General features: G+C 68.2%; 14 protein-coding genes and 1 tRNA gene. 6 read left to right on the top strand and 9 right to left on the bottom strand.

Translation table 11 applies throughout. From position 1 onward, the window contains the following. Window positions 1-24: 24 nt before the first annotated feature. Both grpE and dnaK read right to left on the bottom strand, forming a co-directional pair. Window positions 25-702, bottom strand: coding sequence for a nucleotide exchange factor GrpE (grpE, locus tag ACMATS_RS20005; RefSeq protein ID WP_414168629.1), 678 nt, complete (start codon window positions 700-702; stop codon window positions 25-27). Continuing rightward, on the bottom strand, window positions 699-2,555 hold the full coding sequence (gene dnaK / locus ACMATS_RS20000) for a molecular chaperone DnaK (protein WP_390781312.1): 1,857 nt from the start codon (window positions 2,553-2,555) through the stop codon (window positions 699-701). Before dnaK ends, grpE begins: the two co-directional genes overlap by 4 nt. Window positions 2,556-2,831: 276 nt before the next feature. On the opposite strand from dnaK, the gene ACMATS_RS19995 reads away from it, so the two are divergent. Beyond that, window positions 2,832-5,108 carry a heterodisulfide reductase-related iron-sulfur binding cluster gene (locus ACMATS_RS19995; protein WP_414168628.1) on the top strand — a complete coding sequence of 759 codons (2,277 nt, stop codon included), beginning with the start codon at window positions 2,832-2,834 and terminating at the stop codon, window positions 5,106-5,108. A 161-nt stretch (window positions 5,109-5,269) separates the two neighbouring features. Next, the gene (locus tag ACMATS_RS19990; RefSeq protein WP_390781310.1) at window positions 5,270-6,289 is read left to right on the top strand and encodes a Yip1 family protein; all 1,020 of its coding nucleotides are present in this window, start codon (window positions 5,270-5,272) and stop codon (window positions 6,287-6,289) included. A 96-nt stretch (window positions 6,290-6,385) separates the two neighbouring features. Here ACMATS_RS19990 and ACMATS_RS19985 read toward each other — a convergent pair whose 3' ends face one another. The 3 genes from ACMATS_RS19985 to ACMATS_RS19975 all read right to left on the bottom strand — a co-directional run bounded on the left by ACMATS_RS19985 (window position 6,386) and on the right by ACMATS_RS19975 (window position 7,718). Next, window positions 6,386-6,883 (bottom strand): phosphoribosyltransferase, encoded by a 498-nt coding sequence (locus ACMATS_RS19985; RefSeq protein ID WP_336410185.1) that lies wholly within the window; start codon window positions 6,881-6,883, stop codon window positions 6,386-6,388. Between the two features lie 14 nt (window positions 6,884-6,897). After that, complete coding sequence (gene dcd, locus ACMATS_RS19980) at window positions 6,898-7,473, bottom strand: dCTP deaminase (RefSeq protein ID WP_390781309.1); 576 nt, start codon at window positions 7,471-7,473, stop codon at window positions 6,898-6,900. A gap of 80 nt (window positions 7,474-7,553) precedes the next feature. Beyond that, the gene (locus ACMATS_RS19975; RefSeq protein WP_390781308.1) at window positions 7,554-7,718 is read right to left on the bottom strand and encodes a hypothetical protein; all 165 of its coding nucleotides are present in this window, start codon (window positions 7,716-7,718) and stop codon (window positions 7,554-7,556) included. A 258-nt stretch (window positions 7,719-7,976) separates the two neighbouring features. Between ACMATS_RS19975 and ACMATS_RS19970 the strand changes: the two genes are divergently transcribed. The 3 genes from ACMATS_RS19970 (at window position 7,977) to ACMATS_RS19960 (ending at window position 9,084) form a co-directional block, all read left to right on the top strand. Continuing rightward, window positions 7,977-8,047: transfer RNA gene (locus ACMATS_RS19970), tRNA-Gly, on the top strand. 99 nt (window positions 8,048-8,146) lie between these two features. Then, window positions 8,147-8,389: a hypothetical protein gene (locus tag ACMATS_RS19965; protein WP_414168627.1), complete on the top strand. Its 243-nt coding sequence runs from the start codon at window positions 8,147-8,149 to the stop codon at window positions 8,387-8,389. Between the two features lie 158 nt (window positions 8,390-8,547). Continuing rightward, the gene (locus tag ACMATS_RS19960) at window positions 8,548-9,084 is read left to right on the top strand and encodes a hypothetical protein (protein WP_414168626.1); all 537 of its coding nucleotides are present in this window, start codon (window positions 8,548-8,550) and stop codon (window positions 9,082-9,084) included. 570 nt (window positions 9,085-9,654) lie between these two features. On the opposite strand, the gene ACMATS_RS19955 is transcribed toward ACMATS_RS19960, so the two are convergent. After that, complete coding sequence (locus ACMATS_RS19955; RefSeq protein WP_414168625.1) at window positions 9,655-10,677, bottom strand: DNA-directed RNA polymerase subunit alpha; 1,023 nt, start codon at window positions 10,675-10,677, stop codon at window positions 9,655-9,657. Between the two features lie 219 nt (window positions 10,678-10,896). Between ACMATS_RS19955 and ACMATS_RS19950 the strand changes: the two genes are divergently transcribed. Next, window positions 10,897-11,118: a hypothetical protein gene (locus ACMATS_RS19950; RefSeq protein WP_390777377.1), complete on the top strand. Its 222-nt coding sequence runs from the start codon at window positions 10,897-10,899 to the stop codon at window positions 11,116-11,118. Window positions 11,119-11,380: 262 nt separating this feature from the next. Here ACMATS_RS19950 and ACMATS_RS19945 read toward each other — a convergent pair whose 3' ends face one another. The 3 genes from ACMATS_RS19945 to ACMATS_RS19935 all read right to left on the bottom strand — a co-directional run bounded on the left by ACMATS_RS19945 (window position 11,381) and on the right by ACMATS_RS19935 (window position 13,378). Beyond that, on the bottom strand, window positions 11,381-12,022 hold the full coding sequence (locus tag ACMATS_RS19945) for a CatB-related O-acetyltransferase (RefSeq protein ID WP_390777376.1): 642 nt from the start codon (window positions 12,020-12,022) through the stop codon (window positions 11,381-11,383). An 82-nt stretch (window positions 12,023-12,104) separates the two neighbouring features. Further along, window positions 12,105-12,767, bottom strand: coding sequence for a response regulator (locus ACMATS_RS19940; RefSeq protein ID WP_414168624.1), 663 nt, complete (start codon window positions 12,765-12,767; stop codon window positions 12,105-12,107). Between the two features lie 2 nt (window positions 12,768-12,769). Next, entirely contained in the window at window positions 12,770-13,378 is a 609-nt protein-coding gene (locus ACMATS_RS19935) for a sensor histidine kinase (RefSeq protein ID WP_414170752.1), read from the bottom strand. Window positions 13,379-13,420 lie beyond the last annotated feature (42 nt).

Genomic DNA, 13,420 nt, shown 5'->3' with positions numbered 1-13,420 from the left:
TGCATGTGCGGCTGTGCGTCAGCCTCAGCCCTCGTCCGGGCCACCGCTCGCCTCGTCCGGTGCGTCCGCTGCGTTCGGTGCCTCGCCGTCCTTGCCGGACGGCTGTGCGCCCGGCTGCGGCTCGGCCACGGCGACCCGCGCGGGGCGGATCGTCCGCTCGCCGATCCGGTACCCCGGCTGCAGGATCTGCACGCACGTGGTCTCGGTGACGTCCGGCGCGTAGCTGTGCATCAGGGCCTCGTGCACCAGCGGGTCGAAGGGCTCGCCCTCCTTGCCGAACTGCTGCAGGCCCATCTTGGCGACGACCGTCTCCAGCGACTCGGCGACGGACTTGAAGCCGCCGACCAGCTCGCCGTGTTCACGGGCGCGGCCGATGTCGTCGAGCGTGGGGAGCAGCTCGGACAGGAGGTTCGCCACGGCGACCTCCTTGACCGCGACGCGGTCCCGCTCCACCCGGCGACGGTAGTTCTGGTACTCGGCCTGGAGCCGCTGGAGGTCCGCGGTGCGCTCGCCGAGCGCGGCCTGGGACTGGTCCAGCTGTGCCTGGAGGCCAACCTCGACGAGTTCCTCGCCCGTGGGGGCCGGGCCGGCCGGGCCCGCCTTGTCGGCGGACCCGGCGGCCTTCGCCGCGTCGTCGGGTGCGGTGGCGTCGGAGGGGCCTTCAGACTTCTCGTTGTCGAAGCCCGGGGTCTCCTCCGTCACGCCGACGCACCGCCCTTCGGCTTCTCGTCGTCCACGATCTCGGCGTCGACCACGTCGTCCTCGGCCTTGGCCTGCTGGCCGGCACCGGCGCCCGCGGCACCGGCGGCGCCCTGCGCGGCCTGGGCGTCGGCGTACATGGCCTGGCCGAGCTTCTGGCTGACCGCGGCGACCTTCTCGGTCGCAGTGCGGATCTCGGCCGTGTCCTCGCCCTTGAGCTTCTCCTTCAGCTCGGCGACGGCGGTCTCGACCTCGGTCTTCACCTCGGCGGGAACCTTGTCCTCGTTGTCCTTGAGGAACTTCTCCGTCTGGTAGACGAGCTGCTCGCCCTGGTTGCGGGACTCGGCGGCCTCGCGGCGACGGTGGTCGTCCTCCGCGTACTTCTCGGCCTCCTCGCGCATGCGGTCGACCTCGTCCTTCGGCAGCGAGGAGCCGCCGGTGACGGTCATCTTCTGCTCCTTGCCCGTGCCCAGGTCCTTGGCGGTCACGTGCATGATGCCGTTGGCGTCGATGTCGAAGGCGACCTCGATCTGCGGGACGCCGCGCGGGGCCGGCGGCAGGCCCGTCAGTTCGAACATGCCGAGCTTCTTGTTGTACGCCGCGATCTCGCGCTCGCCCTGGTAGACCTGGATCTGCACGGACGGCTGGTTGTCCTCGGCCGTCGTGAAGATCTCGGAGCGCTTGGTCGGGATCGTGGTGTTGCGCTCGATCAGCTTGGTCATGATGCCGCCCTTGGTCTCGATACCGAGGGACAGCGGGGTCACGTCGAGGAGCAGGACGTCCTTGACCTCACCCTTGAGCACACCGGCCTGCAGGGCGGCGCCGATGGCGACGACCTCGTCCGGGTTGACACCCTTGTTGGCCTCCTGGCCGCCGGTCAGCTCCTTGACGAGCTCGGCGACGGCGGGCATACGGGTGGAGCCGCCGACCAGGACCACGTGGTCGATCTCGGACAGGGCGATGCCCGCGTCCTTGATGACGTTGTGGAACGGGGTCTTGCAGCGCTCCAGCAGGTCCGCGGTCAGCTGCTGGAACTGGGCGCGGGTGAGCTTCTCGTCCAGGTGCAGCGGGCCCTCGGCGGACGCCGTGATGTAGGGCAGGTTGATCGTGGTCTCGGTGGACGAGGAGAGCTCGATCTTCGCCTTCTCGGCGGCCTCGCGCAGGCGCTGCAGCGCCATCTTGTCCTTGGACAGGTCGACGCCGTGGCCGTTGGCGAACTGCTTGACCAGGAAGTCGACGACGCGCTGGTCCCAGTCGTCACCACCGAGGTGGTTGTCGCCGTTCGTGGCCTTGACCTCGACGACGCCGTCGCCGATCTCGAGCAGCGAGACGTCGAAGGTGCCACCACCGAGGTCGAAGACCAGAATGGTCTGGTCGTCCTTGTCGAGACCGTAGGCCAGGGCGGCCGCGGTGGGCTCGTTGACGATGCGCAGGACGTTCAGACCCGCGATCTCGCCGGCCTCCTTGGTCGCCTGACGCTCGGAGTCGTTGAAGTACGCCGGCACGGTGATGACCGCGTCGGTGACCTTCTCGCCCAGGTAGGCCTCGGCGTCCCGCTTCAGCTTCTGCAGGATGAAGGCAGAGATCTGCTGGGGGTTGAAGTCCTTGCCGTCCAGGTTGATCTTCCAGTCGGTGCCCATGTGGCGCTTGACCGACCGGATGGTCCTGTCGACGTTGGTGACGGCCTGGCGCTTGGCGACCTCGCCGACCAGCACCTCACCGTTCTTCGCGAAGGCGACAACGGACGGCGTGGTCCTGGCGCCCTCGGCGTTGGTGATGACGGTGGGCTCACCGCCTTCGAGAACACTGACGACGGAGTTCGTCGTACCCAGGTCGATGCCGACCGCACGTGCCATGTCGATTCCTCCAGCTGACTTGAGTGGAACAGACTCAAGAGTGCAACACGAAAGTCATGGTGTCAACGGAGCTGAGTCGAGTGGGCTCAACTTTTATATCGGTCTTACGATCATTCACCGCGACAGGGGCCCAGCAGGGGCCGTCCGGGCGACGCAGATCACCGGCGCTGCGGGTATGGCACGCGCGCGAGAGTGAGTAGTCTCGTACGGACTGGATAAGTTACTGATTGGTAATCCCGCTCTACTCCCGCTCTCGCAGGTTCGAGGAGCCTCCCCATGCAACTCGCCGCGATCATCGTGGTGCTGGCCCTCAGCGCGGTCGGTGTTGCGCTGCTCGGCCGGGCCGTCGCGCAGTTCGTCCGCTTCTTCCGGCTCGGCGCACCCGTACCGGCCGGCACCCGTACCGACGACCCGGCACGCCGCACGGTCACCGTGGCCAAGGAGTTCGTCGGCCACACCCGCATGAACAAGTGGGGCGTCATCGGCGTCGCCCACTGGTTCGTCGCCGTCGGCTTCCTCACGCTCGGGCTGACGATCGTCAACGCCTACGGCCAGCTGTTCAAGGCCGACTGGACGCTGCCCATCATCGGCACGTGGCTGCCGTACGAGCTCTACATCGAGTTCATCGGCACCACGACCACGCTGGGCATCCTCGCGCTCATCGTGATCCGGCTGATGAACCTGCCCTCCCGGGCCGGCCGCAAGTCCCGCTTCGCGGGCTCGACCGCCTGGCAGGCGTACTTCGTCGAGTACGTGATCCTGGTGATCGGCCTGGCCATCATGGTCCTGCGCGGGCTCGAGGGCGCGCTGCACGGCGCCGACCACTACGAGGCCGCCTACTTCGTCTCGTACCCCCTGGTCGCCGCCTTCAAGGGGCTGAGCGTCGGGACGCTGCAGAACCTGGTCTACGTGACCGCGATGATCAAGCTCGGCGTCACCATGATCTGGATGATCACGGTCAGCCTGAACATCGACATGAGTGTCGCCTGGCACCGCTTCCTCGCCTTCCCGAACATCTGGTTCAAGCGCGAGTCCAGCGGTGACGTGGCACTGGGCGCGCTGCAGCCGATGACGAGCGGCGGCGAGCCGATCGACTTCGAGGACCCGGCCGAGGACGCCCAGTTCGGCGTCTCGCAGATCGAGCACTTCTCCTGGAAGGGCCTGCTCGACTTCTCCACCTGCACCGAGTGCGGCCGCTGCCAGTCGCAGTGCCCCGCCTGGAACACCGGCAAGCCGCTGTCCCCGAAGATGCTCGTCCTCGCGCTGCGCGACCACTCGCACGCCAAGGCGCCCTACCTGCTCGCAGGCGGCGGCAAGGACATGGAAGGCGAGGAGAAGGCGACCGAGGAGCAGCTGAAGGACGTTCCCGCGGCCGCCCTGGCCGAGGCCGAGCGCCCGCTGATCGGCACCCTGGAGGAGAACGGCGTCATCGACCCGGACGTCCTCTGGTCCTGCACCACCTGCGGCGCCTGCGTCGAGCAGTGCCCGGTCGACATCGAGCACGTCGACCACATCGTCGACATGCGCCGCTACCAGGTGATGATCGAGAGCTCCTTCCCGTCCGAGGCGGGCACGATGCTCAAGAACCTGGAGAAGAAGGGCAATCCCTGGGGCCTCGCCAAGAAGCAGCGGCTGCAGTGGACCCAGGAGCTTCAGCGGGAAACAGGCTTCGAGGTCCCGGTCGTCGGCAAGGACGTCGAGGACCTCACCGAGGTCGACTACCTCTACTGGGTCGGCTGCGCAGGCGCGTTGGAGGACCGGGCCAAGAAGACCACCAAGGCCTTCGCGGAGCTGCTGCACATCGCGGGCGTCAAGTTCGCCATCATGGGCGGCGAGGAGAACTGCACCGGCGACTCGGCCCGCCGACTGGGCAACGAGTTCCTCTTCCAGCAGCTCGGCCAGCAGAACGTCGAGATGCTCAACATGGCGTTCGGTGAGGATGCCGAGGACGGCGTCAAGGTCGAGAAGGCGAAGAAGAAGATCGTCGCGACCTGCCCGCACTGCTTCAACACCATCGCCAACGAGTACCCGCAGCTCGGCGGCGAGTACGAGGTCATCCACCACACGCAGCTGCTGCAGCACCTGATCGACGAGGGGAAGCTGATCCCGGTCACCCCCGTCGAGGGTCTGATCACCTATCACGACCCCTGCTACCTCGGCCGCCACAACAAGGTCTACACACCGCCGCGCGAGATCATCGCCAAGGTGCCGGGCCTGCGCAACGAGGAGATGCACCGTCACAAGGAGCGCGGCTTCTGCTGCGGCGCCGGCGGCGCGCGCATGTGGATGGAGGAGCGCATCGGCAAGCGCATCAACAACGAGCGCGTGGACGAGGCCCTGTCGCTCAACCCCGACATCGTCTCGACGGCCTGCCCGTTCTGCCTCGTCATGCTGACGGACTCGGTCAACGGCAAGAAGAACGACGGTCAGGCGAAGGAGTCCATCCAGGTCGTGGACGTGGCCCAGCTGCTGCTGGAGTCCGTGAAGACGCCCGCCGCGCCGGAGGGCGACGGCGAGACGGCGGACCAGCCCGAGCCCGAGCCGGTGAAGTAGCCCCTCGGAGCGGCCTCCTGCGGCCGGTGCCTTGGCGGTACCTCCCAGCGGTAGCTGGGGGAGTGTCGCGGGGCACCGGCCGTCGCCGTTTCCGCATTCCTGGGATTCCGGCGTGAAAACCTCTTACGGGATGGCCGGTTCCCGGAGCTTTCCCCTAGGGGATGTCACAGCTCGGCCGCAAAGCCGGGCCCGTTCCCCTTTGCCCGGGTCCGGGGGCTCTCCGGAGCGGGTACGTTCGAAGCGTGGCTGGATTCAGGATGGGACGCGGACGGGACGACCGGCACCCGAACCCCGCACCGCAAGGACAACAGCAGTGGCAGCAGCCCGGCGGGTACGACGAGCCGGAGTACTTCGGCGGTGCGACGGCGCCCCAGCCGGGCTACGGGCAGCAGCAGCCCCCGGTGCAGCACGGCTATGCCCAGGGCGGGCAGGGCGCGCAGGGCGGGCCGTACCAGGACCCGTACTACGGCGGCCCGCCGCCCGGCGACCCCGGGCGCACCCAGCAGTTCGCCTTCGGCGAGGCCCCCGACGCCTACGGCTCCCAGGGCCCCGGCCAGGGCGGCCCGGACCCGTACGCCGGCTACGGCACCGGCAGCACCTACGGCCCCGGGCAGCCCGCCGCCCCCGCGCCGCCCCCCGGGCCGCGGCTGCACTGGAAGGAGCTGCTGAGCGGCATCGTGCTGCGCCCCTCGGCCACCTTCTGGCAGATGCGCGACCACGCGATGTGGGGCCCGGCCCTGATCGTGACCTTCGTCTACGGCCTGCTGGCGGTCTTCGGCTTCGACAAGGCCCGCCAGGACGTGCTGCACGCCACGCTCGCCGACAGCATCCCCTGGGTGCTGGCCACCAGCGTCATCGTGCTGATGGCCGGGCTGATACTCGGGGCCGTCACGCACACCCTCGCCCGCCAGCTCGGCGGCGACGGCATGTGGCAGCCGACGGTCGGCCTGTCGATGCTGATCATGTCGCTCACGGACGCCCCGCGGCTGCTGTTCGCGATGTTCCTCGGCGGCGACAGCCCCCTGGTGCAGGTCCTCGGCTGGGCGACCTGGCTGGCCGGCGGCGTGCTGCTGACGTCGATGGTGAGCAAGTCGCACGACCTGCCCTGGCCGAAGGCGCTCGGGGCCTCGGCGATCCAGCTGGTGGCCCTGCTGTCCCTGATGAAGCTGGGCACGCTGTAACCGCACCGGAACCGCCCCCGGCCACGCGGAAGCCCGGGCCCCCGCCACTGCGGGGGCCCGGGCTTCCGGCTGTTCGCTGCGCTGCGTGCTACGCGCTCACGCGTCGAGGACCTGGCCCTCGCGCCGCACGACCGGCGGCTCGACGGACCACGGGAAGTTGATCCAGTCCTCCGTGCGCTTCCAGACGTACTCGCACTTCACGAGGGAGTGGGACTTCTCGTAGATCACCGCGGAGCGGACCTCGGCGACGTGGTCGAGGCAGAAGTCGTGCACGAGCTTGAGCGTCTTGCCGGTGTCGGCGACGTCGTCCGCGATCAGGACCTTCTTGTTGGAGAAGTCGATCGCGTTGGGGACCGGCGCCAGCATGACCGGCATCTCCAGGGTCTGGCCGACCCCGGAGTAGAACTCCACGTTGACCAGGTGGATGTTCTTGCAGTCCAGGGCGTAGGCCAGGCCGCCCGCGACGAAGACGCCGCCGCGCGCGATGGACAGGATGATGTCCGGCTCGTAGCCGTCGTCCGCAATGGTCTGGGCCAGTTCACGGATGGCCTGCCCGAAGATCGGGTAGGTCAGGTTTTCGCGGTTGTCACTCACTGTTGTTGCTGCTCTCAGACCTGCGTGCGATGGAAATTCTGGAAGGAGCGCGAGGGCGTAGGCCCGCGCTGGCCCTGGTAGCGGGAGCCGTGCTTCGCGGACCCGTACGGGTGCTCGACGGGGGAGGTCAGCCGGAACATGCACAGCTGCCCGATCTTCATCCCCGGCCACAGCTTGATCGGCAGGGTGGCCATGTTCGACAGCTCCAGCGTCACGTGACCCGAGAAGCCCGGGTCGATGAAGCCGGCCGTGGAGTGCGTCAGCAGGCCGAGGCGGCCGAGGCTGGACTTGCCCTCCAGGCGGGAGGCGATGTCGCTGGGGAGCGTGATGACCTCGTACGTCGAGGCGAGCACGAACTCACCGGGGTGCAGGATGAAGGCCTCGTCACCGTCCGGCACGACCTCACGGGTGAGGTCGTGCTGCTCGACGGCGGGGTCGATGTGGGGGTACCGGTGGTTCTCGAACACCCGGAAGTAGCGGTCGAGGCGCACGTCGATGCTCGACGGCTGCACCATCGATTCGTCGTACGGGTCGATCCGCACCCGGCCAGCGTCGATCTCGGTCCGGATGTCCTTGTCTGAGAGAAGCACGGGTCGAGGATACGCAAGAAGCCGGACAACCGGAGAATGCGAGCGGGCCCGGTCCTCGATCGGACCGGGCCCGCGTGCACTCAGCGCTTCTCGGACGCCACCGGCACGGAGTGCCGCAGCCGGGCGCAGCGGGGACAGCGCAGCAGCCGTCCCGGGCCGATCCGGCCGGCTCCGAGGTGCTGCATCGGGAACGAAGCGGTGCTGAACACGTGCCCTTCGGCACAACGGACGATGGTGCGCTCCATCGAGCTCCCTTTCCCCAATGTTGTGAAGACAAAAGCCACATTAGGGGATCTATCCAACGCGCCCACACACGGCACTCCCGGCGCCCCCCGACCGGCTTCCGCACCCCCACGGTACGCCCCAACTCCCGCGCCCCACGCCCGCGTCCCCACCCCCCGCACAGGCCCCTCACACGACAAGAAGGCCACCCGGACCAGTGCACCGGGGGCCTTCGATGGGGTAGAGTGTGCGACGATGCGACGCCCTGAGGGCGTCCTCACGCGGGCGTAGTTTAATGGTAGAACATGAGCTTCCCAAGCTCAGAGCGCGAGTTCGATTCTCGTCGCCCGCTCTTCGAACAAACCCCAGGCCAGGCGGCCTGGGGTTTCTTGTTGTCCAGCCCTGTTGCGGGGTGGCGTGCCCTCCGCGTGCGGCCGGCCACCGCCTGACCATGACCGAACTCCGGCCCAACGTCCTCGGCCTCGGCCGCACGGCCTGGGACACCGCCGCCGCCGTCGAACAGGACGGCACGATCAGGGCCGACGCAGCCGACTCCGCCTCCCTCACCGTGCTGCGAGGCCGGCCGGCCGCCTGGGAAGACGCCGGACGCCCGGCCCCGGAGACCTGCGCCCCGGCCCTGATCCCCGGTACCAGCGGCGACGTGCCCGGCTGGGACCTCCGCCTCACACGCTGACTCCTGCAGTCCGCGGAAGAGTTGAACAGCCCTTTGAGGCCCTCTCACTCCCAGGAGGAGAGGGCCTTTCGGGTGGATTTTTGCGATTGACGTTGTGTTGAGTTGACATGCACGGTGTGCTGCATATCGACCCGCTGGCAACCGTAAGGAGTGGGGAGATGCAGCGAAAGATCAAACACCTCGAAGTTCGGTCGACGATGGTCATGGCCATCAGCGCAGCCGCCCTGGTGATCAGTCAGGGGCTTGCGTTCGCGGATACCACCGGGTGGTCGGTTCCCGGGAACAACACGTCGATCGCGGCGGGCTCGCACGTATCCCTGAACCCTCAATGGTCCTGTCGGCAGGGCCCCTGCGACTACGACCAGAACTCGGTGTTCAGGATCGGTGCCGTAAACGGCGCCTCCCTGGACGCGGGCACCGCGCCCAACCTGGTGACCAACAGTTCCGGGACCCAGGTGGGTACCTGCACGCTCGACTCCGGTCAACTCCTGTGCAGCCCGACGAGCAGCGGAACGGTCGGCTCCGGGGATGCTCTCACCCTTGACAGCTCCGTGAGTGGATTCGCGGCAAGCAGCACCTGCACCGAGTCCTTCTACGTCGACTGGTTCGACTCGAACAACGGCACGCCGGACCAGAGCCAAGAAGGAACAGGTCAGGTCCAGGACTGGGATAACTCTGGGCAGTGCGGCGGGTAGGGCAAGGGACCAGTGAAGCGAAGGAGCGACCTCCGAATTTGCTCCTGTAAGGCCGCCCACCGGCCACCGCTCACGACACAGCGCCAGGCCCTCACAAAGCGGGGCGGACAGCAACGGTCAACGAGGGTGCCACGAGCCGGCCACGCCGACGTCAGATCGCGGCATTGTTTGTTGTCCAGGCCACGCCAGGCGTCGTGCACCAGATCCGCACCAGAGGTCCGCAGCCGGGCCGGCCTCGGACCGGGCATGTTGCGCGATCAGCTTCTCGGCCTGCTGCTTCCCCACCTGGAATCCGCCGGGTCTTTGCGAGCCATATTCCGGCACCTCAGTGCAGAACATCGCGAGGAATTGCCTTACAGCTGCGGATGACACTTAAGGCTGGATATTGAATGGTAAGGGTGCTCTTGGCACTTGGGCAGGTTCGCTGGTGCAATGAGCGGGACACCATCGGAACCAGCCCGTGCCAGTGTGGCCGGGAGTCTGCGCGGAGCCTCCCCAGCGAGGGGGCGGGCAAGACGCTGCTGTACGCGGCAGTTCCGCCTCGCTGCACAAATACACGATGGATCTTCCTCAGTACTGCTCGGTTTCCACGAAACCCGCGTCCGCGTCGTCGTCGGCGCCAAACGCGTCGGCGGCAGCGGTCGGGTCGAATCCGGGCGGGCTGTCCTTGAGGGCCAGGTCCATGCCGGCCAGCTTCGCCTTGACCTCGTCGATCGACTTCGCACCGAAGTTGCGGATGTCCAGGAGGTCGGCCTCGGAGCGCGCCAGGAGCTCACCCACCGAGTGGACGCCCTCACGCTTGAGGCAGTTGTAGGAGCGGACCGTGAGCTCCAGCTGCTCGATCGGCAGCGCCAGGTCGGCGGCCAGGGCGGCGTCCGTCGGGGACGGGCCCATGTCGATGCCCTCGGCGTCGATGTTGAGCTCGCGGGCCAGACCGAACAGCTCGACCAGGGTCTTGCCGGCGGACGCCGCGGCGTCGCGCGGGCGCATGGCCTGCTTGGTCTCGACGTCGACGATCAGCTTGTCGAAGTCGGTGCGCTGCTCGACACGGGTCGCCTCGACCTTGTAGGTGACCTTGAGAACCGGCGAGTAGACGGAGTCGACCGGGATACGGCCGATCTCCTGGCCCACCTGCTTGTTCTGGACGGCGGAGACGTAGCCGCGACCGCGCTCGACGGTCAGCTCCATCTCCAGCTTGCCCTTGGCCTTCAGGGTCGCCAGGACCAGGTCGGGGTTGTGCACCTCGACACCGGCCGGCGGGGCGATGTCGGCGGCGGTGACCAGACCCGGGCCCTGCTTGCGCAGGTACATCACGACCGGCTCGTCGTGCTCCGAGGAGACGACCAGCTGCTTGATGTTCAGGATGAGGTCGGTGACGTCCTCCTTGACGCCCGGCACGGTGGTGAACTCGTGCAGGACACCGTCGATGCGGATGGACGTGACCGCCGCACCCGGGATCGAGGAGAGGAGCGTACGACGCAGGGAGTTGCCGAGGGTGTAGCCGAAGCCCGGCTCCAGCGGCTCGATCACGAACCGGGAACGGAACTCGTCCACGACCTCTTCGGTCAGGGAGGGACGCTGAGCGATCAGCACGAGGTATTGCCTCCAGTGTTTGGCGCCCGCTATATGACGCCGTAGACACCACGAAGAGTACGGGCGTTTCGGCCTCCAACCAGGCCGAACCGCCCGTATCCCGCCCGTCTGCCGGCCGGCCGACAGGATCAGCGCCTGCCGGAGCAAAATCCAGCAATCAACCACTCCTGCCCTGAGAATCAGCCACCAGCACAGTTCGCAGGGCGCATACTGGGGTCAATGACAAAGCCTGCTGCACCGAAGCGCCATTTGCCCACCAGCCCCTTCAAGGCCCCGGTCACACCGGCTCCCAAGCACTTCGCCGTGGGCGACCAGGTCACACACGACATGTACGGCCTTGGCCGGATAATCGGCATCGAGGACGGAATCGCGGCGCTCGTGGACTTCGGCTCGGCGCAAATGCGAATCCTGAGCCCGTACACCAAGATGACCAAACTGTAAGGACCGCTGCGCCCGGTCACGGCACGCCGGGCCCCTTTCGTGCCCCATCCGTGCCCTTCGGAGCGGTGAACAGCGGTCAGGGTGGGCACCCAGGAGCCCACCGAATCGGTCACGAATCACGGCATCACCGCAGGTCAGTCCATATGCGGGCACCCAGAGCCCCTGTGGTTCCCGAGCTCGGGGCGCGAGTTCGATTCTCGTCGCCTGCTCCCTGCAGCAACCCCAGGTCGGATGACCTGGGGTTTTGCGTTTTCCCGCCCGGTCACGGGGCGGCGGCCTCCAGGTCGGCGATGCTGCCCGACATGATCGTCCGCACATGCTCGGTGATGTGCTCCGCGGGCCAGTCCCACCAGGCCACCGCCAACAGCCGGGCGATGTCCCGGTCGTTGTAGCGGGTGCGCACGAGGCGGGCCGGATTGCCGCCGACGATGCCGTAGTCGGGCACGTCACTCGTGACCACGGCACCGGAGGCGATGATCGCGCCGTGTCCGATGCGCACGCCGGGCATGACCGTCGTGCCGTGGCCGAACCAGACGTCGTTGCCGACGACGGTGTCACCCCGGTTGGGCAGGCCGGTGAGCAGGTCGAAGTGTGCGGACCAGGAGCCGCCCATGGTGGGGAAGGGGAACGTCGAGGGGCCGTCCATGCGGTGGTTGGCGCCGTTCATGATGAAGCGCACGCCCGTGCCCAGCGCGCAGAACCTGCCGATGATCAGCTTCTCCGGCCCGTAGTGGTAGAGCACGTTGCGCGTCTCGAACGCCGTCGGATCGTCGGGGTCGTCGTAGTAGGAGTACTCCCCGACCTCGATCAGCGGGGACTTCACCAGCGGCTTGAGCAGTACCACCCGCGGCTGCTCGGGCATCGGATGGAGGACCGTCGGGTCGGCAGGCACGGGCAGGGGCATGGGCAGCGCATTCCTCATCGGTGGCGGGTCGGTGTCCGGTCCATGGTCGCGGCACCGTGCCGTCCCGGAACACCGAATTTCCTCATACCCGGGCCAGCCCCGTCCGGTAGGCGGTGACGACGAGCTGGGCGCGGTCACGGGCGCCGAGTTTGGCCATCGCGCGGTTCACGTGGGTCTTGGCGGTGAGCGGCGTGACGTAGAGCCGCTCGGCGATCTCGTCGTTGGACAGACCGGTGGCGACGAGGGCGACCACCTCCCGCTCCCGCGGAGTGAGGGCGGCCAGTTGCGGCGTCCCCCCGGGGTCGGGGGCGGCGGGCTGGGACAGGAAGCGGGCGATCAGGGCCTTGGTGGCGGCCGGTGACAGCAGCGCGTCGCCGGCCGCCACGACCCTGATGGCGTCCAGCAGTTCGCCGGGGTCGATGCCCTTGCCCAGGAAACCGCTCGCGCCGGCGCGGAGGGCCTCGGCGACGTACTCGTCGTTCTCGAAGGTGGTGAGCACGAGGACCTTGACGCCCGCGAGGTCCTCGTCCTCGGTGATGAGCCTGGTCGCGGCGAGACCGTCGAGGTCGGGCATCCGGATGTCCATCAGCACGACGTCGACGCGCCGGCTGCGGGCGAGTTCGACGGCCCGGCGTCCCGTCGCGGCCTCGGCGACGACCTCCATGCCGGGGGTGGAGTCGATGAGCATCCGGAACGTGCCGCGCAACAGGGCCTGGTCGTCGGCGAGCAGGACGCGGATGGTCATGGTCAGCCCTTTCGGCCGGAGTTCAGCGGCAGGTCGGCGGTGATGCGGAAGCCGCCGCCGGGACGTGGTCCGGCGGTGAAGGTGCCGCCCGCGGCCTTGGCCCGCTCGTGCATCCCGATCATCCCGTGGCCGGTACCGGTGCCTCCGCCGGTACCAGCGGAGCCGTCGTCCTCGACCGTGATGCGCAGGACGTCCGTGCGGTACTCCAGACGGATCCGCGCCGCGACGGGACCTGCGTGCTTACGGGTGTTGGTGAGCGCCTCCTGGACGATCCGGTAGGCCGCCAGGTCGGTGATGGACGCGAGCTCCGCGGGCCGGCCGGTGCGCTCCAGGGCGATGTCGAGGCCGCTGTGGCGGAAGGAGTCCAGCAGGCGGCCGAGGTCGTCGAGAGCGGGTGCGGGTTCGCGCGGCGCCTCGGCGGTCTCGCCGTTCCGGAGCACCCCCACAGTGGCGCGCAGCTCGTCCAGCGCCGTCCGGCTGGTGTCGCGGATGCGTTCGAGGGCCTGGTAGGCGTGGTCGGGGTCGGAGCCCATCAGGTGATGGGCCACGCCCGCCTGGGCGTTGACCAGCGTGATGTGGTGCGCGACGACGTCGTGCAGTTCACGGGCGATGCGCAGGCGCTCTTCGGTGACCCGGCGGCGGGTCGAACGGGC

Source organism: Streptoverticillium reticulum (genome assembly GCF_047456005.1).
Classification (GTDB): Bacteria; Actinomycetota; Actinomycetes; order Streptomycetales; family Streptomycetaceae; genus Streptomyces; species Streptomyces reticulum.
Note: the sequence above shows the minus strand (reverse complement) of the source record. Positions and strands in the feature narration are given on the sequence as shown.

Coding starts and splice junctions, on each gene's coding strand:
- ACMATS_RS19990 (WP_390781310.1), top strand. CDS start 5,270: ATGTCACAGCTCGGCCGCAAAGCCGGGCCCGTTCCCCTTTGCCCGGGT.
- ACMATS_RS19960 (WP_414168626.1), top strand. CDS start 8,548: ATGCAGCGAAAGATCAAACACCTCGAAGTTCGGTCGACGATGGTCATG.
- ACMATS_RS19995 (WP_414168628.1), top strand. CDS start 2,832: ATGCAACTCGCCGCGATCATCGTGGTGCTGGCCCTCAGCGCGGTCGGT.
- dnaK (WP_390781312.1), bottom strand. CDS start 2,555: ATGGCACGTGCGGTCGGCATCGACCTGGGTACGACGAACTCCGTCGTC.
- ACMATS_RS19945 (WP_390777376.1), bottom strand. CDS start 12,022: ATGCCCCTGCCCGTGCCTGCCGACCCGACGGTCCTCCATCCGATGCCC.
- ACMATS_RS19975 (WP_390781308.1), bottom strand. CDS start 7,718: ATGGAGCGCACCATCGTCCGTTGTGCCGAAGGGCACGTGTTCAGCACC.
- ACMATS_RS19950 (WP_390777377.1), top strand. CDS start 10,897: ATGACAAAGCCTGCTGCACCGAAGCGCCATTTGCCCACCAGCCCCTTC.
- ACMATS_RS19940 (WP_414168624.1), bottom strand. CDS start 12,767: ATGACCATCCGCGTCCTGCTCGCCGACGACCAGGCCCTGTTGCGCGGC.
- ACMATS_RS19965 (WP_414168627.1), top strand. CDS start 8,147: ATGACCGAACTCCGGCCCAACGTCCTCGGCCTCGGCCGCACGGCCTGG.